29 protein-coding genes and 1 pseudogene are annotated in these 24,566 nt (G+C 68.4%); 17 read left to right on the top strand and 13 right to left on the bottom strand.

All coding sequences use genetic code 11. The annotated features are described in order from the left end of the window. Positions 1 to 19 precede the first annotated feature (19 nt). Genes EV651_RS20450 through EV651_RS20440 form a run of 3 tightly spaced genes read left to right on the top strand, consistent with a single transcriptional unit; the run spans position 20 to position 1,919 of the window. On the top strand, positions 20 to 220 hold the full coding sequence (locus EV651_RS20450; RefSeq protein WP_133786814.1) for a HypC/HybG/HupF family hydrogenase formation chaperone: 201 nt from the start codon (positions 20 to 22) through the stop codon (positions 218 to 220). After that, positions 217 to 1,140 (top strand): DMT family transporter, encoded by a 924-nt coding sequence (locus tag EV651_RS20445; protein ID WP_133786813.1) that lies wholly within the window; start codon positions 217 to 219, stop codon positions 1,138 to 1,140. The genes EV651_RS20450 and EV651_RS20445 overlap by 4 nt, the downstream gene beginning before the upstream one ends. Next, a complete protein-coding gene (locus tag EV651_RS20440) occupies positions 1,137 to 1,919 on the top strand; it encodes a DUF6390 family protein (RefSeq protein ID WP_133786812.1) in 783 nt (260 codons plus the stop codon). The genes EV651_RS20445 and EV651_RS20440 overlap by 4 nt, the downstream gene beginning before the upstream one ends. Positions 1,920 to 2,178: 259 nt before the next feature. Here EV651_RS20440 and EV651_RS20435 read toward each other — a convergent pair whose 3' ends face one another. From EV651_RS20435 to EV651_RS20415, 5 genes are all read right to left on the bottom strand, one after another. Continuing rightward, positions 2,179 to 2,673: a nitroreductase/quinone reductase family protein gene (locus EV651_RS20435; RefSeq protein ID WP_202870419.1), complete on the bottom strand. Its 495-nt coding sequence runs from the start codon at positions 2,671 to 2,673 to the stop codon at positions 2,179 to 2,181. Between the two features lie 71 nt (positions 2,674 to 2,744). Beyond that, positions 2,745 to 3,116, bottom strand: coding sequence for an SPW repeat protein (locus EV651_RS20430; RefSeq protein WP_166658675.1), 372 nt, complete (start codon positions 3,114 to 3,116; stop codon positions 2,745 to 2,747). A 125-nt stretch (positions 3,117 to 3,241) separates the two neighbouring features. Continuing rightward, positions 3,242 to 4,063 carry an FAD/NAD(P)-binding protein gene (locus EV651_RS20425; RefSeq protein WP_202870418.1) on the bottom strand — a complete coding sequence of 274 codons (822 nt, stop codon included), beginning with the start codon at positions 4,061 to 4,063 and terminating at the stop codon, positions 3,242 to 3,244. After that, positions 4,056 to 4,493, bottom strand: coding sequence for a Crp/Fnr family transcriptional regulator (locus EV651_RS20420; RefSeq protein WP_133786810.1), 438 nt, complete (start codon positions 4,491 to 4,493; stop codon positions 4,056 to 4,058). Before EV651_RS20420 ends, EV651_RS20425 begins: the two co-directional genes overlap by 8 nt. Then, complete coding sequence (locus EV651_RS20415) at positions 4,486 to 5,577, bottom strand: 4Fe-4S dicluster domain-containing protein (protein ID WP_133786809.1); 1,092 nt, start codon at positions 5,575 to 5,577, stop codon at positions 4,486 to 4,488. The genes EV651_RS20420 and EV651_RS20415 overlap by 8 nt, the downstream gene beginning before the upstream one ends. Before the next feature lie 107 nt (positions 5,578 to 5,684). On the opposite strand from EV651_RS20415, the gene EV651_RS20410 reads away from it, so the two are divergent. The 3 genes from EV651_RS20410 to EV651_RS20400 are packed head-to-tail and all read left to right on the top strand — an operon-like array spanning position 5,685 to position 8,214. After that, positions 5,685 to 6,434 (top strand): oxidoreductase, encoded by a 750-nt coding sequence (locus EV651_RS20410; protein WP_133786808.1) that lies wholly within the window; start codon positions 5,685 to 5,687, stop codon positions 6,432 to 6,434. Between the two features lie 23 nt (positions 6,435 to 6,457). Beyond that, on the top strand, positions 6,458 to 7,726 hold the full coding sequence (locus EV651_RS20405) for a Ni/Fe hydrogenase subunit alpha (protein ID WP_202870417.1): 1,269 nt from the start codon (positions 6,458 to 6,460) through the stop codon (positions 7,724 to 7,726). Continuing rightward, positions 7,723 to 8,214 (top strand): hydrogenase maturation protease, encoded by a 492-nt coding sequence (locus EV651_RS20400; protein ID WP_133786806.1) that lies wholly within the window; start codon positions 7,723 to 7,725, stop codon positions 8,212 to 8,214. Before EV651_RS20405 ends, EV651_RS20400 begins: the two co-directional genes overlap by 4 nt. A gap of 150 nt (positions 8,215 to 8,364) precedes the next feature. Here the strand turns inward: EV651_RS20400 and EV651_RS20395 are convergent, their stop codons facing one another. Beyond that, positions 8,365 to 10,785 (bottom strand): glycoside hydrolase family 65 protein, encoded by a 2,421-nt coding sequence (locus EV651_RS20395; RefSeq protein ID WP_133786805.1) that lies wholly within the window; start codon positions 10,783 to 10,785, stop codon positions 8,365 to 8,367. Positions 10,786 to 11,093: 308 nt separating this feature from the next. Here EV651_RS20395 and EV651_RS20390 point away from each other — a divergent pair, with 308 nt between their 5' ends. The 3 genes from EV651_RS20390 (at position 11,094) to EV651_RS20380 (ending at position 13,608) form a co-directional block, all read left to right on the top strand. After that, positions 11,094 to 11,942 (top strand): VCBS repeat-containing protein, encoded by an 849-nt coding sequence (locus tag EV651_RS20390; RefSeq protein ID WP_166658674.1) that lies wholly within the window; start codon positions 11,094 to 11,096, stop codon positions 11,940 to 11,942. A gap of 178 nt (positions 11,943 to 12,120) precedes the next feature. Continuing rightward, a complete protein-coding gene (locus EV651_RS20385) occupies positions 12,121 to 13,239 on the top strand; it encodes a site-2 protease family protein (protein ID WP_133786803.1) in 1,119 nt (372 codons plus the stop codon). A 93-nt stretch (positions 13,240 to 13,332) separates the two neighbouring features. Next, on the top strand, positions 13,333 to 13,608 hold the full coding sequence (locus EV651_RS20380; RefSeq protein WP_133786802.1) for a DUF1876 domain-containing protein: 276 nt from the start codon (positions 13,333 to 13,335) through the stop codon (positions 13,606 to 13,608). Between the two features lie 10 nt (positions 13,609 to 13,618). On the opposite strand, the gene EV651_RS41430 is transcribed toward EV651_RS20380, so the two are convergent. Then, complete coding sequence (locus EV651_RS41430) at positions 13,619 to 14,110, bottom strand: GyrI-like domain-containing protein (RefSeq protein WP_166658673.1); 492 nt, start codon at positions 14,108 to 14,110, stop codon at positions 13,619 to 13,621. Between the two features lie 190 nt (positions 14,111 to 14,300). Between EV651_RS41430 and EV651_RS20370 the strand changes: the two genes are divergently transcribed. Together EV651_RS20370 and EV651_RS20365 are read left to right on the top strand one after the other, a co-directional pair. After that, positions 14,301 to 14,570 (top strand): ATP-binding cassette domain-containing protein, encoded by a 270-nt coding sequence (locus tag EV651_RS20370; RefSeq protein WP_133786800.1) that lies wholly within the window; start codon positions 14,301 to 14,303, stop codon positions 14,568 to 14,570. Then, positions 14,558 to 15,013, top strand: coding sequence for an ATP-binding cassette domain-containing protein (locus tag EV651_RS20365; protein ID WP_133786799.1), 456 nt, complete (start codon positions 14,558 to 14,560; stop codon positions 15,011 to 15,013). The genes EV651_RS20370 and EV651_RS20365 overlap by 13 nt, the downstream gene beginning before the upstream one ends. On the opposite strand, the gene EV651_RS41425 is transcribed toward EV651_RS20365, so the two are convergent. The 6 genes from EV651_RS41425 to EV651_RS20340 all read right to left on the bottom strand — a co-directional run bounded on the left by EV651_RS41425 (position 14,999) and on the right by EV651_RS20340 (position 20,008). Beyond that, a complete protein-coding gene (locus tag EV651_RS41425; RefSeq protein ID WP_165546536.1) occupies positions 14,999 to 15,139 on the bottom strand; it encodes a hypothetical protein in 141 nt (46 codons plus the stop codon). The genes EV651_RS20365 and EV651_RS41425 overlap by 15 nt on opposite strands. Before the next feature lie 56 nt (positions 15,140 to 15,195). Next, positions 15,196 to 15,417: a hypothetical protein gene (locus EV651_RS20360; protein ID WP_133786798.1), complete on the bottom strand. Its 222-nt coding sequence runs from the start codon at positions 15,415 to 15,417 to the stop codon at positions 15,196 to 15,198. Between the two features lie 238 nt (positions 15,418 to 15,655). Then, entirely contained in the window at positions 15,656 to 18,223 is a 2,568-nt protein-coding gene (locus EV651_RS20355; protein ID WP_133786797.1) for a cation-transporting P-type ATPase, read from the bottom strand. Next, on the bottom strand, positions 18,220 to 18,591 hold the full coding sequence (locus EV651_RS20350) for a hypothetical protein (protein WP_133786796.1): 372 nt from the start codon (positions 18,589 to 18,591) through the stop codon (positions 18,220 to 18,222). Before EV651_RS20350 ends, EV651_RS20355 begins: the two co-directional genes overlap by 4 nt. A gap of 5 nt (positions 18,592 to 18,596) precedes the next feature. After that, on the bottom strand, positions 18,597 to 18,914 hold the full coding sequence (locus EV651_RS20345; RefSeq protein WP_133786795.1) for a hypothetical protein: 318 nt from the start codon (positions 18,912 to 18,914) through the stop codon (positions 18,597 to 18,599). Positions 18,915 to 18,991: 77 nt separating this feature from the next. Next, a complete protein-coding gene (locus EV651_RS20340) occupies positions 18,992 to 20,008 on the bottom strand; it encodes a YbhN family protein (RefSeq protein ID WP_133786794.1) in 1,017 nt (338 codons plus the stop codon). A gap of 152 nt (positions 20,009 to 20,160) precedes the next feature. On the opposite strand from EV651_RS20340, the gene EV651_RS20335 reads away from it, so the two are divergent. From EV651_RS20335 to EV651_RS20310, 6 genes and pseudogenes are all read left to right on the top strand, one after another. Next, entirely contained in the window at positions 20,161 to 20,586 is a 426-nt protein-coding gene (locus EV651_RS20335) for an Hsp20/alpha crystallin family protein (protein WP_133786793.1), read from the top strand. A 58-nt stretch (positions 20,587 to 20,644) separates the two neighbouring features. Then, positions 20,645 to 21,889 carry an NAD(P)/FAD-dependent oxidoreductase gene (locus EV651_RS20330; RefSeq protein WP_133786792.1) on the top strand — a complete coding sequence of 415 codons (1,245 nt, stop codon included), beginning with the start codon at positions 20,645 to 20,647 and terminating at the stop codon, positions 21,887 to 21,889. Continuing rightward, positions 21,886 to 22,191, top strand: a complete 306-nt coding sequence (locus EV651_RS20325; protein WP_133786791.1) for a TusE/DsrC/DsvC family sulfur relay protein — start codon at positions 21,886 to 21,888, stop codon at positions 22,189 to 22,191. Before EV651_RS20330 ends, EV651_RS20325 begins: the two co-directional genes overlap by 4 nt. A gap of 14 nt (positions 22,192 to 22,205) precedes the next feature. After that, complete coding sequence (locus EV651_RS20320) at positions 22,206 to 22,715, top strand: DsrE/DsrF/DrsH-like family protein (protein WP_133786790.1); 510 nt, start codon at positions 22,206 to 22,208, stop codon at positions 22,713 to 22,715. Between the two features lie 102 nt (positions 22,716 to 22,817). Then, positions 22,818 to 24,080 (top strand): MFS transporter, encoded by a 1,263-nt coding sequence (locus EV651_RS20315; protein ID WP_166658672.1) that lies wholly within the window; start codon positions 22,818 to 22,820, stop codon positions 24,078 to 24,080. A gap of 31 nt (positions 24,081 to 24,111) precedes the next feature. Beyond that, positions 24,112 to 24,566 (top strand): annotated as a pseudogene (locus EV651_RS20310) (nitrate reductase subunit alpha); the annotation flags it as partial.

Raw genomic sequence — 24,566 nt, 5'->3', positions numbered from 1 at the left:
GCCGAACGGAGGCTACAAGATGTGCATCGGCATCGTAGGACGGGTGGTAGAGCTCGACGGCGACGCGCCGCCGGCAGCACCGACCGGCACGGTCGATACGGAGGAAGGACGACGGCAGGTCTGTTTCGCGTTTCTTCCCGACGCCGCCGTCGGTGAACTGGTGCTCGTGCACTCCGGGTTCGCGGTCAACCGGCTGGACGACAGAGGAGCAGAACGATGAGCGCTTCAAGGACCCAGGGATTGGCGCTGGCCTTCGGGACGGCCGTTATCAGCGGGGTGTCCGTGTTCGTCAACTCGTACGGCGTTCGCGTCGTCCACGACGCCACGGTGTACACGACGGCGAAGAACCTGGTCGCCGCGGTCCTCCTGATCCTGGTCGCGGCCGGTTCCCGCACCTTCGCCCGCCAGAGAGCGGTCGCGAGCCGGCGGGTGCTGACCCGACGGAGCTGGGCCGGTCTGGTCGCGGTCGCTGTCGTTGGCGGGTCGGTGCCGTTCGTGTTGTTCTTCAACGGTCTGGCGCGGGCGTCGTCGACACATGCCGCGTTCGTGCACAAGACGCTCGTGGTGTGGGTGGCGTTGCTCGCCGTACCGATCCTGGGTGAACGGCTCGGCCTCCTGCACTACACGGCGATCGGTTTGCTGCTCGTCGGCCAGGCGGCGCTCGGCGGTGGGCTGAGTGGGTTCGCGTTCGGCACCGGCGAACTGATGATTCTTGCTGCCACGTTGCTGTGGGCGGTCGAGGTGATCGTCGTGAAGCGGCTGGTCGGCGCGGCTCCGCCGGATATCCTCGCGGTGGCGCGAATGGGGCTGGGCGTCCTGCTGTTGATCGGCTGGGTGGCGGTCAGCGGACACTGGTCGGCGCTCACCGGGCTGAGCGCTGAGGGCTGGCGCTGGGCGTTGCTGACCGGACTGTTCCTGGCCGGGTACGTCGCGACCTGGTACCGAGCCCTGGCTCTGGCACCCGCGGTGGATGTGACCGCGGTACTCGTGCTCGCCGCCGCAATCACGGCCGCCCTCGACGCGATCGTCAAAGGCACGGTCGTCACACCGCAGGCCGGTGTGGGGATCGCGCTGCTCGCCGCAGGCGCGGGCTTGATCATGGTGGCGCGCTCCCGCCGTACGCCGGTCCTGGCGCAATGATCCGGACCCCGGGGCCGCTGCTGTTCGCGCGGTACGCCTATCCGCCGAACGCCCTCGGTTATTGCGGCCCGGGCGACTCGGGCGAACTGCTCGAGTACGCCGGCAACGCTGTGTCCGACCGTGGTCTCGCGGCGATCGCCCAGCGGTTCCTGGGCGCGTGGCCGTACCTGTCGTTGATCGCGGCTGCGTCCGGCCGCGATCCGCTCGACACCGAGGTCGTCGAGGCGTACTGGGTGGGCAACCAACTGCTCGACCACGTGCCAGGCGCGTTGCTGGCGGCGCACCTGACCGACCGGTTCGACAGCCGCGTCGATCACGGACTCACCGATCCGATCCGGCTCGCGCTGCTCGGGGGCCGGCCACACCACAACTTCCACGTGTTCGCTGTCTACCCCTGGACAGGGCTGCTTCGGGCCGGACCCGCCGCGGAGCCGCTGCGCGTGCTCGACAGTTGCCGGATCTCGTGGGGAACGGTGACCTCCGTCGACGGGGAGATTGCCGACGTACGCGCGCGGCCGCTGGAATACGACAACGGCCGGCTCCGGCTCGGCGAACCCGTCGTACGGCGGATGCTGATCGGTTCACGCGGTTACCAGCTGGCCCGCGAGGTGCAGATCGGCGACGTCGTCTCACTGCATTGGAACTGGATCTGCGACGTCCTGTCTCCGGCTCAGGCACTCAAGCTACGCAGAACCACGACCACGCTCCTCGAACTCGTCAACCACGCCCTCGGCCGACCGGCAGTAGGCAGCGCCCTCGAGGGAACACATTGCGAATGAAGAACGGAAGTCCTCGCGGCGCCAGCTGCTGCACGGCACCGGCATGATGCCCCGTGGCGCGACGCGCTCCTCCCCAAACCGGTTTGGGGAGGGTCTGTGCACGGACTGGGGAGTCCTACCTCCCGATCTGGGTAGGTGGGACTCCCCAAACTGGTTTGGGGAGTCGTGAGCACTTCACCTCGCCGCACTGGGGTACGACGCGGACCGGCAGAGCTGACGATTTGCGACCCGAACGATTCTTGGCGGGCATCAGATCTGCTCAGGTCGCCGGGTCCTGCGTGATGCGGAAGACGGGGTACTGGGGCGCAATGCGTTCGAACTCCGTGAGGGGCGCATTGCGCTCCACGGGGAGGTGACTCCGGGCTCCCGGAGCCAGTTCGAGGAAGCGGCGGAGGATCGGCGCGCGGATGGCTGGATCGATCTCCTCGAGGTGGACCGGCTCGCGCCGACCGTGGCGCAGTACCGCCTGTCCCTGGGCGGCGCGGACGTTGTGAACCCAGTTGGCCTGCTCGCCGAGCATCGCGATCAGGTACCGCTCGCCCTGATACTGCGTGAGGACCAGCGGGAACGAGATGACCCGGCCGGAACGTCGGCCGACCACGTCGAGAGTGACCGCCCGCTGAGGTACCGCGATCCCGCTCGCGTACTGGATCGCACTGATCCGGTTCAGGACGCGCGCCATCCGGTTCGGCCGGCCGCCGCGGTACATCCACCGATCGAACCGATGCAGCCATCGCGATGTCGTGTGCTGCATCCGAAGGTCACCTCCAGGAGCCGGCGTACGCGTCGGTCAGTGGCGCGTACGCCGGGTTTCGATCGACGGACTCAGACCATGTGGTGCTGGTGCCGGTAGACCTTCCGGCTGGCCGGTACGGCGGCCAGCGAGGCGAGTACCGTCACGCCTCCAGCGATCCACGAGGTCCACGATGCGGCCGTCGCGTCGGTGTAGGTGAAGACCCACGGAGCTACGAATGCGACGGCGCCACCCAGCGCGGTCATCCACTCGTCGATGAAGGCGCCCGGCGCGGCAAGTGCGATCAGTGCCATCACACCGATCGCCGCACCGACGATCACCATTGCCCAGGTCCCGGTGGAGTCGATCTCGACCCACAGCGGGGACAGGGCCAGGTATCCGCCCGCGAGCAGGCTCAGCCAGTCCTGCGGGCGCGTCCAGGCAGTCGACTGGAGATCTGCCATTTCGCTCATCTCCCTTTCATGCTGATTCGCTGACCGGATCGGTCAGCTCCCTCACTTTGATCGTTGCTCCGCCGCCGGCTGCGGCGTAGGGACGAACGTCACCAGTTGCGACGGACGTTCGGCGATCACAGCTCCGGTACGGCCAGCAAGGGCTCGGCGACGGTGTAGGGCACCACCGGGCCGTCGCGGCAGACCAGCAGTGGGCCGAGCTGGCAGTGCCCGCACAACGCGATCCCGCACTTCATCGAACGTTCGAGCGACACGTGGATCCGGTCGGCCGGCACGTGTGCGCGGAGCAGGACGCGGGCGCTGAAGCGCATCATCGGCTCCGGGCCGCAGAGGAATGCGACGGTTCGTCCCGGATCGAGCCGCAGCCGGGCGAGCGGCTCGGTGACGAAGCCGACCGCACCGTCCCAACCGGCCGCCGGCTGGTCGACGGTGAGCTCGACATCGAGGTCGTCGCGTGCTGTCCAGGCATCGAGTTCGGCGCGGAACAGGAACTCGTCCGGCGTCCGCGCGCCGGCGATCACCACGACCTTGCGGTACGTCGATCGCGCGCCGAGCGCGGCCAGCACCACCGGGCGCAGCGGTGCCAGTCCGACGCCGCCGGCCACCACGACGAGATCGTTGCCAGCAGCACCTTCTGGTGCCCACGTCGTACCGAACGGACCGCGGACACCGATCACCGTCCCGGGCTGTGCGTCGTGCAGTGCCCGGCTGACCGCTCCGACCGACCGGATTGTGTGGGTCAAGGTCCCGTCGTCGCCGATGCCGCTGATCGAGATCGGCACCTCACCGACACCGTACGCGTACATCATGGCGAACTGCCCAGGCCGGAACGGAGCCAGCGGCTGGTCGACCGGCTCCAGACAGAGCGTGGCCGAGTCGCGGGTCTCGATCGTGCGGTCGATGACCCGGTAGCCGACGGGCAGCATCGGCTCAGTCATGGCGGTACAGGTCCAGCAACCGCGCCCTGGTGGACTGCAGCCGGTCGAGTACGACCGCCAGCAGTTGCCGCGTCAGCACGTAGCCGAGCCGCGGATCCTGGTCCGCGAGCACCCTCAGCTGCTCGGCGTCGAACACCGTCGCCTCGACCGTGCCGACGGCGCGGGCGCCGAAGTGCCAGCGGTACGGCGGGATCAGCCAGGACCAACCGAGCAGGTCGCCGGGTCCCAGCGTCTGGATCACCACATGACCGCGGCCGGGGACGGTAGTGTCGAGCGCGACCCGCCCATGCCGGATCAGCCAGCAGTACCCGGCGTGGCCGCCCTCGTCGAACAGCCGGTCGCCGTCGTCGTAGAACTCCTCGCGGGAAGCACGGAGCAGCGTCTCGCGCTCGTGGGCGGTCAGACCGTCGAAGAGACTGGTGTCAGACATCGGCGGACTCAGCGAGTCGGCTGACCTCTTCGGTCAGGTCGATTCCGACGGGACACCAGGCGATGCAGCGGCCGCAGCCGACGCGGCCGGAGCCGCCGAACTGGTCGTACCAGGTGCTGAGCTTGTGGGTGAGCCATTGCCGGTAGCGGCTCTCACCGGAGCTGCGGACGCTGCCGCCGTGCACGTGGGAGAAGTCGAGTTCGAAGCACGACGACCAGTGTTGCCAGCGTTCGGCGTGGTCACCGGTGAGGTCGGTGACGTCCTCGGTGGTGGTGCAGAAGCAGGTCGGGCAGACCATCGTGCAGTTGCCACAGGTCAGGCATCGTTCGGCGACGTCCTCCCAGTGCGACGACTCGCGGCTACCTGCCAGCAGTGCCCGCAGGTCCACCTCTGGCATCGCGCGGCCCATCCGGTGCGCGGCCATCTCGACCGCCGATCGTGCAGCGCCCGTCTCGTCCGTGGTCGCGTCGCGATAGGTGATCCGGGCGAGCTTTTCGCGTCCGGCGTCGGTACCGGCCTCGACGACGAAGTGATCGCTCATCTCGGTGAGAGTCAGGTCCGCGCCCGGTCCGGCGGCGGGACCCGTGCCCATGGAGGCGCAGAAGCACACCTCGCCGGGTTCGGTGCAGTTCACCGCCACGATGAACAACGCCTGGTGCCGGGCCTCGAACGACCCGTCCGGATGCGTGCCGCCGCCGAGCACGTCGCGAAGTTTCCCGATCGCGGCCAGGTCGCACCCGCGGACGCCCAGCAGCGCGTATCGCGGCGTCTCCTCCTCCGCGGCCTGGAACGAGCCGTCCGCATCCGTGGACCACAGCTTGCGGCGGGGCGGATGCAGGAACGTCTTCCAGGACTGCGGTCCGGCCGAGTGGGAGAACATCGCGTCGTCGTCACGCCGCTTGAGCCGGTAGTGTCCCGGACCTGTCTCGACACCCCAGCCGGCCGGCAGTTCGCCGGCGTCGGTCAGCTCGGCCAGTTCGATCGCGCTGCCGGTCATCGTCGGCCCGATCACCTGGTAACCGTCGGCGATCAGCACCTGAACGAGCGTGCCAAGTCCGTTGGTGTCGATCGTCGCTTGCCCCATGCCGTGATCGTGCTGCGTACCGTCGTACCCCTCCAGGGTCGAAGGTCCCGGCGGAGGTGGCCGTCGGTCCCTGGCGGGCGCGCCCGTCAACTGGTGTGCTCTCAGGGATGGACACTCCGACGCTAGCGGTCTTCAAACTCGCCTCGTGTGACGGTTGCCAGCTCACTGTGCTGGACTGCGAGGACGAGCTGCTCGCGTTGGCCGGGCGAGTGCGGATCGCGCACTTCCTCGAGGCGTCGAGCGCGGTCCGGCCCGGTCCGTACGACGTGACGCTCGTCGAGGGCTCCATCACGACGCCGGCGGACGCCGAGCGGATCCGGCAGATCCGGGCGGAGTCGCGCGTCCTGGTGGCGATCGGCGCCTGTGCGACCGCCGGCGGGATCCAGGCGTTGCGGAACTTCGGCGATGTCGCCGAGTTCGCGTCGGTGGTGTATGCGCGTCCGGACTACATCGAGACGCTGGCCACCTCGACTGCGGTCGCCGACCACGTCACAGTCGACTTCGAGCTGCGAGGTTGCCCGATCGACCGCCGCCAGTTGCTCGAGGTGCTGACCGCGTTCCTGGCCGGCCGCACGCCGGACCTGCCGGACACGTCGGTGTGCACCGAGTGCAAGCGCCGCGGCCTGACCTGCGTGATGGTCGCCGACGGTACGCCGTGCCTCGGGCCGGTCACCCACGCCGGGTGCGGTGCGCTGTGTCCGGCGTACAAACGTGGTTGTTTCGGTTGCTTCGGCCCGATGACCAAGCCCAACGTGGCGGCGCTGATTCCACGGCTGCGGGAGTGCGGAATGAGCGAGGGCGACGTCGAACGGGTGTTCCTCACCTTCAACGCCGCGTCCGGAGGCTGGTCGTCGTGAGTCACCGCGCAAGGCAGCTGAGGGTGAGTTCGCTGGCCAGGGTGGAGGGGGAGGGCGCGCTCCACGTCATCGTGCGAGACGGTGACGTGGAGCGCGCGGACCTGCAGATCTACGAGCCGCCGCGGTTCTTCGAGGCGTTGCTGCGCGGCCGCGGCTACACCGAGCCGCCGGACATCACCGCGCGGATCTGCGGGATCTGCCCGGTCGCCTATCAGACGAGCGCGTGCAACGCGATCGAGGACGCCTGCGGGGTCCCGGTCGGCGGCGCGATCCGGGAACTGCGGCGCTTGCTGTACTGCGGGGAGTGGATCTCGAGTCATGCGCTGCACATCTACCTGCTGCACGCGCCGGACTTTCTCGGCTACCCGGACGCGATCGCGCTGGCGACCGATCATCGCGAGCTCGTCGAACGCGGCCTGATGCTGAAGAAGGCCGGCAACGCGATCCTGGAGCTGGTCGGCGGCCGGGCGATCCACCCGATCAACGTCCGGGTCGGCGGCTTCTACTCGGCACCGACCCGTGCTCAGCTCGCCCGGTTGGCCGAGCAGTTGCGGCCGGCGCTCGATGCCGCGATCGCGACGGTGCGCTGGGTATCCGGATTCGATTTCCCCGACCTGGAGCTGGATCACGAACTGCTGGCCGTTCACGATCCGGCCCGCTACGCGATCGAGGGCGGTACGACGCTGCGCCGCACCGCGGGTACTGCCTTCGTAGTCGATGCCTTCAGCAACCATGTCGTCGAGGAACACGTGCAGCGCTCGACCGCGCTGCACGCGAGCCTGGACGGCGGCCGGTACCTCACCGGACCGCTGGCCCGCTACACCCTCAACCACGAACGTTTGTCGCCGCTGGCGCTCGGACTCGCGGGTGAGGCGGGCCTCGGAAGCGAGTGCCGCAACCCGTTCCGAAGCATCGTGGTCCGAGCGGTCGAGACCGTGTACGCCGTCGAGGAGGCGCTACGACTGATCGAGTCCTACCGGCCGCCGGAGCCGTCGTACGTCGACGTACCGGCCAGGGAAGGGGTGGGGCACGGTGTCAGCGAGGCGCCGCGGGGCCTGCTGTACCACCGGTACGGCATCGGGGCCGACGGCCTGGTCCGGTCGGCGACGATCGTGCCGCCGACCTCGCAGAACCAGGCCGCGATCGAGGACGACCTCCGACGGATGGTTTCCGCCAACCTGCACCTCGCCGACGAGCCGCTGACCAGGCTGTGCGAGCGGACGATCCGCAACTACGACCCGTGCATCTCCTGCTCGACCCACTTCCTCGACCTCACGGTGGAGCGGCAGTGAGGACAGCTGTGGTGATCGGGGTCGGCAACGAGTACCGCTGCGACGACGGGATCGGCCCGGCCCTGATCGCCGCGCTCGAGGAGCATTGGCTGCCCGGAGTGAAGCTGATCGTCTCCGACGGCGAGCCGGCGAGACTGATCGACGACTGGGCCGACGTACCACTCGCGATCGTCGTGGACGCAGTCCTGTGTGAACCCTCGACACCTGGGGAGTTCTATCGCACCGATGTGCCCCTCGACGATCATGATCACCAAGGCGACCCGGCACTTGAGAGCCACCCGCACACGGCTGGTTCGCACAGCCTCGGCATCCCGGACGCACTGCGGCTCGGGCAGGCGCTCGACCGCCTGCCGCAACGGCTCGTCGTCTACGCGGTCGAGGCTGCCGACGTCGGCTTCGGCGCCGAACTCTCAGCCCCGGTGGGCGCAGCGCTGTCCAGACTCGTCGACGCCGTCCTCAGCGAGCTGACGTCGCCTCTGCCCCAATAGAAAGGAGCGGGGGAAGCGAACCGCCGCTACTGCAGCGGGCCGAGATGTACGGTGAACGGCTGGGGAACCGCTACTCCGTACCCTTGTGCCAGGCTTCCCTCGCCCACCTTCAGTACAGCGCGGAAAACCGCCACGCCAGAGGGGCAAAGGTCACCTCCGAGAGGGCCTTTCAGCGCGGCCCGTCCAGGTATGGCTGTCGCCTGCCTTGAGCACCTGGGTGTGTCCATGGCATCGGACGGTGATGGCAGGGCCCGGCCCCGGATCGACGGTGACGGTGACGGCCGTGCTCGAGACCTCGGCCACCAGCCGATGGCCGCGGTAGCGCAGTGCCATGCGCAGTGTGCCGAGTTTGGCCGGCCAGCGGGGGCCGAACCGCAGGACGTCGTTGGACGTTGTCAGTCCGGTGAAGCAGCGCTGGATCAGGTCGGCGCTGCCCGCCATCGCGGCGAGGTGGATGCCCTCGGCGGTCGTTCCGGTGCGCGACGCGTCTCCGGCGTCACTGTGCAGGGCCTGCTCGAGGAAGGCCAGCGCGCGGTCGGGATCAAGGGTCGCCAGGCCCCAGGCATGCACGACGGCGCTCAGCGAGGAGCCGTGGCAGGTGCGCTCGAGGTAGTACTCGACAGTCCTGCGGACGATATCGGCGGAGAGCGGGTATCCGAGCCGCTCCATCAAGCTGTAGAGGTCCCGGCGGGACAGGAGATAGAGCAGCATCAGGACGTCGGCCTGTTTGGAGACCTGGTACGACGAGACGTCGTGGCCTTCCGCCTCGAGGATCCGGTCCAGCCGCCGGATGTCGCCGTACGTCTCCCGGTACCGCGGCCAGTCGAGCTCGGTCAGCTGCTCGTAGCCCTCGAACTGGCTGATCACGCCGTCGTGGAAGGGCACGTACATGCGGCGAGTTAGCTCGTCCCAGTGGTTACGCTCTTCCTGCCGGAGTCCGAGTGACTCGACGAGTTCGATGCGTCGCCAGGCCGGCAGCCGATCCAGTGCGCGGGCGGCCACGCCGAACAGCCAGACGGCCATCACGTTGGTGTAGGCGTTGTTGTCGATGCCAGGACCCGGGCAGTCCGGGTACGACGTGTGGAACTCGTCGGGACCTACGACGCCCTTGATCACGTAGCGGTCGCGCGCCGCGTCGTACTCGGCCAGGCCGGCGAAGAACCGGGCTACCTCGATGATCACCTCGGCGCCATGGTCGCTGAGGAAGTCGAGATCGCCCGTGGTCTCGACGTACTGCCACATCGTGTAGGCGACGGCCAGGCCGACGTGCCGCTGGCGGAAGCTCGCGTCCTCGGTCCAGTGCCCGGACAGGGGATTGAGGTGCAGTCGCGGGCTTTCCTCGCTGCCGTCGCTGCCGGACTGCCAGGGGTACATCGCGCCCGGGAAGCCTCCCTGCCGCGCTGCCAGCCGGGCCGCGGGAAGGCGCCGGTGCCGGTAGCGCAGGAGGGCCCGGGTGAGTTCCGGTGTCCGGAGCGTCAGGACCGGAAAGACGAAGAGTTCGTCCCAGAAGACATGTCCGCGATAGGCCTCGCCGTGCAGTCCACGCGCGGGTACGCCGGCATCCGCGTCGACGCTGTGCGGTGAGACCGACTGCAACAGGTGGAAGATGTTCAACCGGAGCGCAGCGAGGGCCCCGTCGTGTGACTCTTCGAGAGCCACCTCGAAGCGGCGCCACAGCTGGGACCATGCCAGGACATGTGCCTCGAGCAGGTTGCGGAAACCTGGTGCGGTGTCGAGCGCGCGCCGGGTGGCCAGCTGAGGTTCGGAGATCCCCACATCCCGCGAACCGTGGATGGCTGCGACCTTCTCGACGGTGACGACGTCGCCTGCGGTCACGTCGACCGTGAGTTCCGCGGACGCGGTGCTGCCGTTGATGGACGTGGTCCAGCCGGGCAGGGGCGACCCGTTGTGGGAGGCGACGGTTCGGGTGCCTACGGTGACCCTGTGGCGGGACTGGCTCGTCGTCGCCGTGACCAGGAGATTGCCATCAGCAACCAGTGGGGAGAGTTCGGTGAGGTGGCGGGCAGCGAGCTTGCGGTACCGTTCGACGCCGGAGTTCGTGATGTTGCCGTGCACCGCGGAGCCGATCCGGAGTCGGCCGGACCAGCCTACGACCGTGACGGCGAGCGTCTGGCCGCAGAGATGTGGATCGGCCATGCTGGTGAAGCGGCGTTCGATGCCACGTACCTCCCGGCCGTCGGCGACGCGGAGCCGGAACCGGTGGGTCGCGACGCCGCGCCGGACGTCCAGCTCCAGGTCGTACTGGAGCACCTCGCTGTTGTCCGGCGTCAGCCATTCTCCGTTGTCGACGGCGATCATGAGCGGCAGCCAGTCGGGCAGGTTGACGAGGCTCTCGTTGTCGAGGCACATTCCGTCGACCCGGTCCGTCAGACGGTTGTAGTAGCCGACCAGGTATGTTCCCGGGTAGTGATGGTCGCCCGCGACCGATCCGGCCCACGCGCCGCGTGTGGCGACGTACCCGTTGCCGGTCGCACACAGCGCCTCTCGCCTGCGCTCGTCCGCCGGGTCGTATCCGCTGAACGCGAGTATCCACTCAGGGCCGACGCTCATGCCTCGACTGTGCGCTGCCCTCCGGGACTCGCGTAGAGCCGAAGGTCCTGTTCCGGCCTCGCGCGGCCCAGACGTGCTCCAGAGCTGTGAGTAGGACCACTGTCACGGGCTGTTGGGTCCTTTGGCCCTAGAGCAACTCCGCACTAGTCCGGTTTGGTGGGGGTCGAAGGGCAGCCGCTGCGTACCAATCGGATGTGCCCGGACCGGGCCTCTCTGCGGCATGCCGCCGAACCGAAGGACGAGGGGGAATTTCCATGCGTGGAAGCTTGCGCCTTGGAGGACGAGCGGGACTGGCGATGGTGGCGGGCATGAGCCTGCTGCTGGCCGGTACGTCGATCTCCTCCGCAGCCGAGCAGAAGGCGACAACGACGGCCACACCGGCCGCACTGGTCGTCAAGAACAACGATTTCAACGGTGACACCAACTCGGACGTTCTGTCCGTCGACACCACCGGACGCCTGTGGCTCTACCCGGGCAACGGTGCTGCTGGGTGGCTGCCACGCATCGGCTACAGCTACGGCTGGGATGCGATGACAGCGATCCTGGCACCCGGTGACTTCGACGGGGACGGGAACGCGGACCTGATGTCGGTCGACAGCACGGGGTACCTGCGGCTGTACTCCAGTAACGGCAAGGGGGGATGGCTGAGCTGGAAGCGCTTCGGTGGCGGCTGGAACGCGATGACCTCCGTGTCCGGGCCGGGCGACTTCAACGGTGACGGTCACATGGACCTGCTGGCGCGGCAGAACACGGGGCAACTGTGGCTCTACCCGGGCAATGGCACAGGTGGCTTCCTGTCCCGGGTGGCCTACGGGTACGGCTGGAACGTCATGACCTCTCTGCGCGGGCCTGGTGACTTCGACGGCGACACCTTCGTCGATCTGACGGCTCGTGACGGAAACGGAGATCTGTGGCTCTACCGGGGCAACGGCACCGGCGGTTGGCTGCCGGGCCGAACCCTGATCGGGACCAGTTGGCAGAACCTGACGGCGATCGTGACTCCGTGGGACTTCAACGGCGACGACAAGGTGGATCTGCTCGTCCGCAACGCGTCCGGTCAGCTGTACATGTACCGCGGCAGCGGTACCGGTGGGTGGATCCTGCCACCGGTGCTCGTCGGCTCAGGCTGGAACAGCATGACGGCGATCACCGCCTGATATCCGGACCGGCCCGCGTCACGCTCGTGTCGCGGGCCGGTCGTCAGCGAACCGAAGGAGTGAACCGGCACAGCGCGGCCAGTACGCCTGAACCTGGGGACAAGGACCCAGTGACGGGGGACCGAACGACTCTGCGGGAAGAGTCGTCGCCTGCTGGATCGTGAGAGCAGGGGTGACGATGAACGCGACGTTCCGGTTCGGAAGGATTGCCGGCATTCCGATTGGCGCCCATTGGTCGGTTCTGTTGATGGTGCTGATCGTCAGCGACACGCTGGCCTCGAACGCGCTGCCGCAGCTCGTGCCCGGCCACAGCGCCGCGGCGTACTGGTCGACGGCGGTGCTGGCCGCCGTCGTGTTCGTGGCGTCGCTCCTCGCCCACGAGCTCGCCCATGCCCTGACCGCACGCAGACTCGATTTGCCCGTCGAGCGCATCACGCTCTGGATGCTCGGGGGAGTGAGCGTGCTCGGCGGCGACCCGGCGACACCGCGAGCGGCCTTTCTCATTGCCGGCGCCGGCCCGGCCACCAGCATCGGACTCGGAGTGCTCGGCGGCGGTGGTGGGCTGTTGCTGCGACCCCTCGACGCCCCCGATCTCCTCAGGGCGTCGGTGTGGTGGCTTGCGGTCATGAATGTCGCGCTCGGTGTGTTCAACCTGCTGCCCGGCGTACCACTTGACGGCGGCCGGCTGTTACGTGCGCTGCTCTGGCAGTGGTACGGCGACCCGGACCGCGCCACCGTGCTTGCCGCGATCGCTGGGCGCGTCGTCGGTGGCGTCATCGGCGCGCTCGGCGTCGTGCAGTTGCTGAACGGCGACGCCGGGGGCCTGTGGCTGATCGCCGTCGGCTATGTGATCGTGCTTGCCGCGGTCGCCGAAGGCCGGCAGGCGCGTGCCCACGGCGCGCCGGCACGGACAACTGCCAGTCAGCTCATGCGCGCTGCGGACATCACCGGGAAGGTCGAGACACCCGTCGGCGAGTTCCTGGCGCGGGTGCTGGACGAGGAACAACTGCTGTTCCCGATCATCGGACCCGATGGCCGTGCCACCGGCGTGGTCAGCCTCCGCCGCCTCGCGTCAGTACCGTCCGGCCTGCGCTCGACCACGACCCTCGGCGAGATCCAGGTCCCACTGCAGCAGGTGCCGGTCGTCAGCTCGCAAGCGACCTTGGCAGACCTCCAGCGACTTCCCGTCGACGCCGAGGGCGTCGCTCTCGTGTCCGACGGCTTGCAGCTCGTCGGCCTGATCACCGGCTACGACATCACCCGAGCCACCGAGCGCGCGACCGGACCGGCAGGGTAGAAGTGCCCGTGCCGCTGGACCGGACGGCCCTGGTCGTGAGGGTCTCGGGAGCGGAGGGTGGACACAGGTTGAGCTGACTGAAAGGGGACGGCCATGGCTGCGACGAGGCGATGGAGTGTCGAGATCTTCATCGACGAGCACGAGGACGAGCGGATCACCAACGCGGAGGCACGTCTGCACACGAACGACAAGACCCATCTCGTCGGTCGCGGCAGCGCGCACCGCCATCCCCAGGACGCCGAGGTCGCCGAGATCGGCGACGAGCTCGCGGTCGCGCGAGCGTTGTCGAATCTGTCCCACGAACTGATCCACGCCGCCGCGTCCGACATCGAGCAGATCACCAAGAAGCACGTCCACCTGAAGAGCTGACACTCGACGCTCACTGCCGGCTGGACTGCTGCAGGCCCGACCGGGCTGCGGTGAGGACGAAGGGCTGGATGACCTCGGTGCGCCAGAAGTGCGGGTCGCGGGTCGGAGGATCGTGGTACACCTCCCAGGCGTCGCCGGACCGGACAGCGCCCTCGTCCTTCAGCCATTCGTCCAAGGCCTCGTGGGCTTCGCCCAGTCCGTCGTACGGACCGATGTGCCACGCGACGACGACGTTGCCGCCCGGTAGTGTGGATGGCTGGACGTTGCCGTCACCCACGATGCGGGTGGCGACCGGGAAGCCGGCCTCGACCTCGAACCGGTGCTCCGGCCGGACGTGATACCGAACGAACGGGAAGCCGCACGGGGCGACTTCGTGCCTGCTCAGGTACGTCGCGACACGGTCGAGTGCAGCCGGGCACCAACCACTCAGCTCCTCGCGACGCAGCGTGGCCTTGACGACGGCGGTGCGCTGCGTGGGGACCGATCGTGATTCGATGTGCATATCTCCTCCTCCGGATGCTCTACGTTCAGCGTCTCGCCGCCGGCCGGCGATCGGCAGCGGCGAACGGTCTCGGGCGGCTGGGTCCTTCGGCCCCGCGCCGTGGACCTCTGACTGCTGGAGATCGGCCGGACGGCTGTGGTGCGAGTCACAGGCCGCGCCAGAGACTCGAAGCAGTCGATAGGAGGCTGTGATGAGCACGGTGGAGCAGTTGGACGAGGCGGTGCGGCTGAGCGGGGTGTCGGCGTACGGCGCGCGGTTCACGGATCTGGCCGTGCGGTACGGCGAAGTGGTCGTCCTGACCGGGCCGAACGGGACCGGCAAGAGCACCATCAGCCGCGTGATCGTCGGCGAGCTGGCGGCCGTTGGATCGGTCCAGGTCCTGGGCGCGGATCCGGCCGCCGCCGAGCTGAAGGGGCGGGTCGGCTATCTGGTCAAGGACCTGGAACGATGGGCTCGTTGACGGCTCGCGACGTACTGGACATCTGCGCCGCGGTGCGCGGCTGCGGTACGGCGTACGCGCACGAGATCGCCGCCCGCCTCGGGCTGGAGATCGATCGTCCGATGGGGCAGCTGTGCCGTGGTCAGCTGCGGCGGCTGGGCATCGTCCAGGCGTTGATGCACGAGCCCGAACTGATCGTGCTGGACGACCCGATGACCGAGCTGGACGACGAAGCCCGCCGAGTCCTGCCGGCCCTGCTCCACGAAGCGTCTGCCCGCGGCGCGGCGGTACTGGTCACCTCGCAGTCGGAGCCCGACGCCGAGTGGCACGCGGACCGAACCGTGCAGCTGACGAGAAGCGACGTCGTCGACGATCAGGAGACCCAGGTACCTGAGCGGGCCGTCGTACCGCACGCCCCTCCGGGGCCGCGGGCTGTCCATGGACTTCCGTCAGAAGTCCAGTAGCTGTGCCACGGTCAGGGCGACGAAGATCGCGATGACAGCGATCGCGATGAGTCGGATCCCGATCCGCACGGGTCGGCTCCACCGGGGGAGTTTCTCCGTGTCGGCGCCGGTTCGGTGCTTGTTCATCCGCTTCTCCTTCGATCGGCGGCGAGCGGCACCCGCCCGCCGCTGTACGACGAAGGTCACCGATCGCTCGATCGCCCCGCCGGCTTTTCGGACTCGGACTCGCCGGCCTCGTCGCCGGTCGTTGTCGGCGCCTGCTCGGATTGGTGGCGTTCCTTGTAGATCTCGACGCCGAGGTGGCGGATGAGTGCCTGCCCGGCTGCGGTCGAGCTGCTGGATCGGCGGCTTGCGGCGGAGCGTTGCGCGTCGCGCTGGACGCGCTTGTTCTCGAGGTCGCTCATGGCCGGCTCCTTTCTCACACCATCAGCACACACCCGGCGGTGCTCACCCGACAGGGCAGAAGTTCCTGTGCGCGGTGGACCGGACGGCCCTCCTCCGCCGGCAACAACCCGTCTGCACGATCAACGCCACCGTCCCCCGCTGGCTGAGCCAACTTTGAGAAGCCACCGACCATCTCGGCGCCAGTGAAATGGTTGGTGGCTTCTCAAAGTTGGGTGGGTCGGGGAGAGGGGTGCGGGGTCATCGTTTCGGGAGGCGTCTGCGGCCGGCGCGCCACCATGTCCAGGTCCGGTGGAGGCTGGTTCGAGCGGGGCCGATGTAACGGCCGATCGCAGTGGCCAGGCCTGGTATCGAGGCCAGCGCCAGCGCGCACAGGATCTCGGTGCCGGTCAAGGCCTGCAGGCCGAGCAGATCTTGCAGCGGTGCGAGCGCCAGGGGAAGCATCTGAGCAGCCAGGGCGCCGGCCACCGCCAGGTCGAGGAAGCGCAGCCGCCGGCCATTGGGCGGACTCGGTCGGCGCAGTGCGATGGCGACACCGAGTTGGGCGAGACCGAGTACGAGGTAGCTCATGGTCTGCCACGGTGCTCCCACACTTCGGGCCCACACCGCCGCGGCCAGGGTGACGGCGGCAATGAGTGCGCCGGTCCACGCGATTCGCTTCCACAGGCCCGCACCGAGGATCTGTTCCTGGGGTGAGCGCGGCGGTTGCTGCATCGTCTCGGGGTCGGCGGGCTCTGCGCCGATGGCGACGCCGGGGAGTCCGTGGGTGAGCATGTTGATCCACAGGATCTGGCCGGGCAGCAGCGGTACGGCGAATCCGAGCAGCGGACCGATCAACATCACCAGGACTTCGGCGAGACCGCCGCTCAAGGCGTAGCGGAGGAAGGTACGGATGTTCGTGTAGATCCGCCGGCCCTCCTCGATCGCGGCCTCGATGGTGCCGAGGTCGTCATCGGTGAGGACCAGGTCGGCCGCTTGCCGTGCGACTTCGGTGCCGCCTCTGCCCATCGCGACGCCGATATCGGCGCGACGGAGTGCCGGGGCGTCGTTGACGCCGTCGCCGGTCATCGCGATGACGTGACCGTGGTCCTGCCAGGCGCGGACGATGTCGAGTTTCTGCTCCGGACGGATACGGGCGAACACGTGCCCGGTGGTCGGATCCTTCCCGTGGTCGATGTCTGCGCCGGTGACGACCTCGCCGTCGTGCACGCCGATGCGGTTCGCGACGGCCAGTGCGGTGCCGGGCGCGTCGCCGGTGATGAGCAGGACGCCGATACCGGCCCGGCCGAAGGTGGCGACGGCGTCGGCGGCGTTACGCCGTACCGGATCTGTGATCGCGATCAGGCCGACGAGGTGCAGTCCGTTCTCGGTGCGGGGAGCGTCCGGCGGCACGGATTTGTCGGCGACCGCGAGCACGCGGTAGCCGGTTTCCGACAGCTCGGCGGCGATGGCCTTGGCACGATCGAGGTCGCCGTACGGCGTGACGTCGGGGGTGAGCATCACCTCGGGGGCGCCCTTGCCGATCACGAGGACGTCGTTGCTACCCGGCGGCAGGTGGAAGGTGGTCATCCGTTTGCGGACGCTGTCGAAGGGCAGCTCGTGTGTCCGCGGGTACGCGGCGCGGAGTTCGTCGGGGTCGACGGCTCCGCGATGGGCCAGGGTGAGGAGCGCGGCCTCGGTCGGATCACCAATGGCTCGCCACGCCGGGTCGTCGTCCGTCGGCGCCCGCAGGGCCGCATCGTTGCACAAGGCAACATCACGGAGCAGGTGCTGGACGTCGGGAGAGCCGCCGGGTGGTACGAGGCGGCCGGCGGGATCGTAGCCGGCGCCGGTGGCGGTGGCCGTGCCGGACTCGGTCCACAGGCGTTCGGCCTGCATGATGCCTTCCGTGATGGTGCCGGTCTTGTCGGTCGCGACCATGGTGACCGCGCCGAGCGTCTCGACCGCGGGCAGCTTGCGGACGACCGCGGCGCGCTGTGCCATCCGGTGGGCGCCGATGGCGAGGGCCAGCGTGACGACCGCGGGCAGGGACTCCGGTACGGCGGCCACTGTGAGACTGACCGCGGTCACGACCATGTTCGGCAACGGCAGTCCGCGGACGAGACCGGCGACGGCGACGATCGCGGACAGCGCGACGGCCACGATGCTCAGGACCCGGCTGAGCGCGGCGAGTCTGCGTTGCAACGGTGTCGCCCGCGGCCGCTGGTTCGACAGGAGCGCGGCGATTCGCCCGAGGGCACTGCCAGGTCCGGTCCGGGTGACGACGCCGGTGCCGCGACCGCGGGTCACGACGGTTCCGGCGTACAGCTCGTCCGGCGGGTCCTTCTCGACCGGGACGGACTCGCCGGTGAGAGTGGACTCGTCAGCCTGGAGCTGGACCGCCTCGAAGAGCTCGAGGTCGGCGGGTACGACGTCACCGGCCTGGAGCAGGATCACGTCCTCCGGCACGACCTCGGCCGACGGGATGACGGTGGTGCGGCCGTTGCGCCGTACGGTCGCCTGCGGCGCGGCCAGCCGGTTGAGGGCGGCGAGTGCGTGCTCGGCCCGGACCTCCTGGATGACGCCGACGGTGGTGTTGAGGACAACCACGACCAGGATCACTGCCAGGTCGGTGAGGTCACGGAGACTTGCGGTGAGGACCGCGGCGGCGAGCAGGAGCAGGATCATCGGATCCCGGACCTGCATCAGTACGCGCCGCCAGGCCGACGGCGGGCGGGCTGCCGGAATCGTGTTCGACCCGTGTTCGACCAGCGCGAGCGCGGCCTGGTCCGAGGACAGGCCGCGCGGAGACGCCTGCTGAACGGTCATCGGCGACCTTCGGCGTGGCGCCGCGGCCTGCCACGGACGATCACGTCGAAGGTGAACACCACCATCAGGCTGCAGATAAAGGCGGCCAGCAAGAGCTCGGCCGTGGCGGTCGCGGCGAACGCGATGGTGAAGACGTACAGCACGAGCGCCACAGCCGCGACGACGCCCTCGGCGCGTCCGAGTCGCGCCGGATGGACGCCGCTTCGGAGTACCCAGAATGCCGCCCCACCGAGGAGAAGCCCGGTGGAGGCCATCGCCCGCGGATTGTCGATCAGTGGCATATCCCCGTTGACGAGGTAGCCGATGTACGGAACGAGAACAGCAACGAGCAGAAGCCCCGCAACGGCATCGCGAACCCGTACTCTCACCGGACTCACCGCCGGCCGGAGCTCTTGGGCCGTGGTAGCGACAGCAGCGTCCAGACGAGGACGAACAGCACCACGAGCGTGACCCGCAGGCCCTCGGACCAGGTGCTGGTCCAGACGGCTGTGGCCAGGACCTGGGGGAAGAACACGATCCAGGTGAGAATCTCCACCACGATCGGCAGGTCGCGGATCCAGGCGGCGAGATCGTCGAGCTGGCCCTTCTGCATCAGGACGAAGAAGACGATCCACAGTCCGGTCATCCAGACGAACCAGCCCTGGGAGGAGGCCGGAGCCCGACGGACCTCGGCGGTCGACGACTTGGACATGATTGCTCCTTCCTCAGACGAACGGACAGACTCCGCACTTCGAGCATCTGTCCTGCCCGGACGCGGCGCACGGGGCGTTAGTCCTGCTTCGCGTGGGCCGTTGCGCTCTGCGCCTGGAGGCTGAGGTAGCACAGGCCGGCCACTGGAACCGGCCCCCAGAACTGGACGAGGCGCCAGGACAGTACGGCGAGGACCGCGGCCTGGCTGTCGACGCCGAACCCGAGGAGGCTGGAGATCGCGATGCCCTCGACCACCGCGATGCCGCCGGGGGTCAACGGTACGGCGGCGGCCAGGTTGGCGGCGCAGTACGCGAGGAGCAAGGGGATCGGGCTGATCGGCTCGCCGTAGGCGGCGAGGAACGTCCAGAGAACGCAGGCGTCGAGCAGCCAGTTCAACGTTGCCCAGAGGAGGAACGCCCGGCGTACCTCGTGATCGGCCAGGAGGTCACGGAGCCGGAGCGCGACCGAGGCGATCCAGGGCCGCGTCCTGCGAGGCAGTCGAGACAGCGACGCGCGCAGAACACCCGCGGCGAATCGTTCGAGTGCGGACCGCTCGCGGACAGCGAGTACGCCACAGGCCAGGGCGGCCAGGCCGATCAGGAACATGATCAGGTACGCCGACGTCGCGTCCCGCAGGAACAGGGCGGGGATCGAGGTGAGCCAGGCGATCAGGAGCAGCGCAACGTACGAGCCGACTGCTTCGGCCGTGATGGTTGCCGTGATGTTGGCCGGTCGCGCGCCACCGGCACGCAGCAGCCGGAACCGCAGGGCGGTCGCCGTCGCCGCGCCGCCCGGAATGACGTGGCTGACGCCGTAGCCCGTGACGTCGGTGCGCAGGATCCAGGAGAACCGCACCTGGCCGCGGCCCAGCAGGGCACGGGTGAAGAGCGAGTAGCTGACCAAGCAGCAGGTCTCGAGCGTAATTCCGGCGATCACCCAGGCCGGGTTGAGATGTGCTACCCGGTCGAGCGACTCGCGGGCCAAGGTGAGCTTCGGGAGGACGACGTACTCGACCACGGCGAACACGACCACGAGCGAAGCCGCGGACCAGACGCGCCGGTGCCAAGCAGGCCGGGGCCCGGTCGCACCGTCCATGGGTCGCTCCCTTCCACGGTGCAGCTTGCCTGCCCGGACGGCGGTGCGGGAGGGCCGAAGGTCAGGGGTGATCCGGTGCGGAAGGCCCTGCTGCCGTGGCGCGTCGCAGGGTGAGGTGGAGATGTAGGGAAGGGCGACCGGAAGGAGACACGATGGTGACGACACTTCAGCACCGCGACACCCGGCGGCAGTTCGCGGATCTGTTCGACTGGGCCGAGGGCCTGCCGAATCTGTTCACGTTGCCGGCCACGATGCGCGGCGTCCGGATCGAGGAGTTCACCGACGACGACAAGTATGTCGTTCGTGCGGAGCTGCCCGGTCTGGATCCGGACAAGGACATCAAGGTCGAGGTCGCGAACGGGATGCTGACCATCTCCGCGACTCGTCAGCAGGAGGAGCACGACGCTGCCCGCTCCGAGTTCCACTACGGCACGCTCACCCGCCGGGTGCTGCTGCCGGACGGAGCCGACGAGCAGGCGGTGGTCGCGAAGTACACGGCCGGGATCCTCGAAGTGACCGTGCCGATCTCGGCGAAACCGGCCGAGACGCGCGCGATCACGATCGAGCACACCGACTGATATCCACCCTGGTCCGGCCGGCCGCATCCGGCCGGGCCCCGTCGTGAGAGGACGCGTCATGAAGCGGTTGGTAATCCTGGGCGGTGGCACCGCCGGTACGGTCGTGGCCAACAAGCTGCGTCGCGGGCTCGCGCGCGACGACTGGCGGATCACGGTGATCGACCGGGATCGCGACCACCTGTACCAGCCGGGGCTGCTGTTCGTCCCCTTCGGGGGCCGGGAAGATCTGCTGAAACCCCGTCGCCGCTTGCTGCGTGACGGGATCCAGCTGCTGATCGGTGAGGTCGCGGCTGTCGACACGGAGCGGAAGTCGGTCAAGCTGTTCGACGGTGACGTGATCTGCTACGACTACCTGGTCATCGCCACCGGCACCAGCCCGCGGCCGGACCAGACTCCAGGAATGCTGGGCGCGGAGTGGCGGCGCAGCATCCACGACTTCTACACCTACGACGGAGCATTCGCCCTGCGCGACGCCTTGCAGGGGTTCACCGGCGGGCGCCTCGTCGTACACGTGGTCGAGCAACCCATCAAGTGCCCGGTAGCGCCGCTCGAGTTCACGTTCCTCGCGGAGGCGTTCTTCCGCGGGCGTGAGATGCGGGACCAGGTCGAGCTCGTGTACGTGACGCCACTCGACGGCGCGTTCACCAAGCCGATCGCGTCGCGGTACCTCGGCCGGCTGCTCGACGAGCGGAAGATCAAGGTCGAGACCGACTTCCTGGTCGAACGGGTCGATGCCGAGCGCAAGACGTTGGTGAGTTACGACGAGCGCGAAATCGGCTACGACCTACTGGTCACCGTGCCGCTCAACATGGGCGCCGACTTCATCGGCGCTTCGGGCCTGGGCGACGAGCTGAACTATGTGCCGGTCGACAAGCAGACACTGCAGTCGCGCGCGCACCCCGAGATCTTCGCCATTGGAGACGCCAACGACATACCGACCTCGAAGGCCGGATCCGTGGCGCACTTCTCGAGCGAGATCTTCGTCGAGAACTTCTTCCAGTACGCCGAAGGCCTGGCGATGACGCACCGCTTCGACGGGCACGCCAACTGCTTCGTCGAGACCGGCGACGGCAGGGGCCTGCTGATCGACTTCAACTACGACACCGAACCGCTGCCCGGACGCTTCCCGTTCGGACGTCTCGGGCCGCTGTCCCTGCTCCGCGAGACGAAGGCGAACCACTGGGGCAAGCTCGCATTCCGCTGGATCTACTGGAACCTGCTGGTCAAGGGCCGCTGGTTGCCGATTCCGAGCCGGATGTCGATGAACGGCAAACACCGACCGGACGAGGAGGTCCGACCATGACGACTGTCCACCCTGAGATCCACACCGACGCCGAGGGTTTCCTGACCGTGTACGACGAATGGTCCGAGGAACTCGCCGTACAGCTCGCGGCCCGGATCGGGATCGAGCTGACCGACGAGCACTGGAAGGCGATCCGCTTCCTACGCGAGGACTACCCGACGCATGGCGAAACCGCCACGCTGCGCCGCGTGTCGACGCTGGCCGGCATTCCGGTCAAGCAGTTGTTCGCCCTGTTCCCCGGCAAGCCGGCCAAGAAGATGGCGTACGTCGCCGGCCTGCCGAAGCCCCGCGGTTGCGTGTGAGAGAAGGAACCGACATGACCACCACGATGCCGCTGACCGTCCCGAACTTCGGGGACGAGGCAACCGAGGGCCGCAAGCTGGCCATCATCTGCTCGAAAGGCAACTTGGACATGGCCTACCCGGGCCTGATCCTGGCCAACGCCGCCCTGGGCGAAGGAGTGGAGACCCACCTGTTCTTCACGTTCTGGGGCTTCGACATGATCACCAAGTCGCGAATGCACGACCTGAAGTTCACGATGCTCGGGAACACCGCTACGCATCTGCCGCAAGGCCTCGGCGGCCTGCCCGGTATGACCGCGATGGCCACCCATCAGATGAAGAAGCAGATCCAGGACGTCGGCGTGCCCGACGTACCGGAGTTCCTGGAGCAGATCGTCGCGTCGGGCGGTCACCTGTGGGCCTGCCGGATGTCCGCCGACATGATGCGCCTCGACGAGTCCGACCTCTACGAAGACGTCGAAGCCATCATCAGCGCCGCCGACTTCATCGAAAAGACCGAAGGCGCCCAACTCCTCTTCATCTGACCAGTCGCGCCCAAATGCCGCAGGCGGGACTTTCGGCCCATTGGCAACACGAGCAACTTGCGTGATGGTGGAGAGCGTGACGATCTCGGATGGGGACGAGGGATGACGACTCGTGCGGAGCGGCGTACCGGGGACACGGTGGGTTCGCCGTGGTTGATGCTGGTGCTGGCGACGGTTGGTTTCGCCGTGAACTTCTGGGCGTGGGCGCTGATCAGCCCGCTCGGTCCGTTGTTCCGGCAGAACGGGTCGCTGGGCACACTGAGCGAGTCGGATGTCGCGCTGCTGGTCGCGGTCCCGGTGGTCGTGGGGTCGCTCGGTCGCATCGTGGTCGGTGCGCTGACCGACAGGCTCGGCGGGCGGGTGATGTTCCCGATCGTGTCCGCGGTGACGATCGTGCCGATCCTGTTCATCGCGTTCGTCGCGCTCGGCTCCTATGTCTTGCTGCTGGTCGGCGGGTTCTTCCTGGGCGTCGCCGGGACGGCCTTCGCGGTCGGGGTGCCGTTCGTGAACGCGTGGTTTCCGCCTGAGCGGAGGGGGCTCGCGGTGGGGGTCTTCGGTGCCGGCATGGGCGGTACGGCGATCAGCGCACTGACCACCGTGAAGCTGTACAACAACGTCGATTCCAAGGCGCCCTTCCTGATCACGGCAGCCGTGCTCGCCGTGTACGCCGTGGTCGCCTGGATGTTCCTTCGGGACGCCCCCGGACGTATTGCCCCGACGACCTCACTCGTCCAGCGCCTCGTGGCCAACGCCAGACTCCCGATCACCTGGCAGGCCTGCGTACTGTACGCGGTGGCCTTCGGCGGGTACGTCGCCTTCTCGGTCTATCTCCCGGCCTACCTGAAGACGGACTATGGCTTGACGCCTGCGGACGCCGCGAACCGGATGGCGGGCTTCGTCGCGGTCGCGGTGATCATGCGTCCGCTCGGTGGGTGGCTGTCGGACCGGTTGGGGCCGGTTCCGGTGCTGGCGGTCGGTTACGCCGTCGTGGTCGCCGGCGCGGGAGTCGCGGCGACCCATCCGCTGCTCGAGCCCATCGGCACGATCGCGTTCCTGGGAATGGCTGCCGCGCTCGGCTCGGGCAGCGGGGCCACCTTCGCGCTGATCGCCGAGGTGACGGAACCGTCCCGGGTGGGTGGGGTGACCGGTTTGGTCGGTGCGGCCGGCGGACTCGGTGGGTTCGTGCCGCCGCTGGTGATGGGTTATGTCTACGGCCGGACGGAGTCCTACGCGATCGGCCTGTGGCTGCTGTCGGTGACGGCGGCTCTGACCCTCGCCCTGACTCTGACCCTCGTGCGTGCGACCGAGCGCGCACACCGGCCTGCGTCGCCCGGCGAACAAGACGCTTCCAAGAACGTCGCCTGAGTCCTGACCGCGTCGAGGAGAGGATTTCCCTGTGAGCACTGAGGTCCAGCCCGAAGGCACGGGAGCCGGTCGCGAGGTGGGGCTGGACGGAGGTCTGAGCGACGCGCTCGTGCGTACGAGGCGGTTCTTCACGAAAGGCGCGGTGTCGGCTGACCTGCGGACGCTGACGAAGACCGGTGGGCGGCAGGCTGATGACTTTTACCGGGATCGTTGGAGTCACGACAAGGTGGTCCGTTCGACGCATGGCGTGAACTGCACGGGTTCGTGTTCGTGGAAGGTGTACGTCAAGGACGGCATCATCACCTGGGAGACCCAGCAGACCGATTATCCGTCGGTCGGGCCCGACCGGCCGGAGTACGAGCCGCGGGGTTGTCCGCGGGGCGCGGCGTTTTCCTGGTACACGTACTCGCCGACCCGGGTGCGTTATCCCTACGTCCGCGGTGTGCTGCTGGAGATGTATCGCGAGGCGAGGCGCCAGTACGGCGG

Origin of the sequence: Kribbella sp. VKM Ac-2571, from assembly GCF_004362255.1 — a bacterium.
GTDB classification, from domain to species: domain Bacteria; phylum Actinomycetota; class Actinomycetes; order Propionibacteriales; family Kribbellaceae; genus Kribbella; species Kribbella pratensis.
This window is presented reverse-complemented; position numbering and strand designations above follow the sequence as displayed.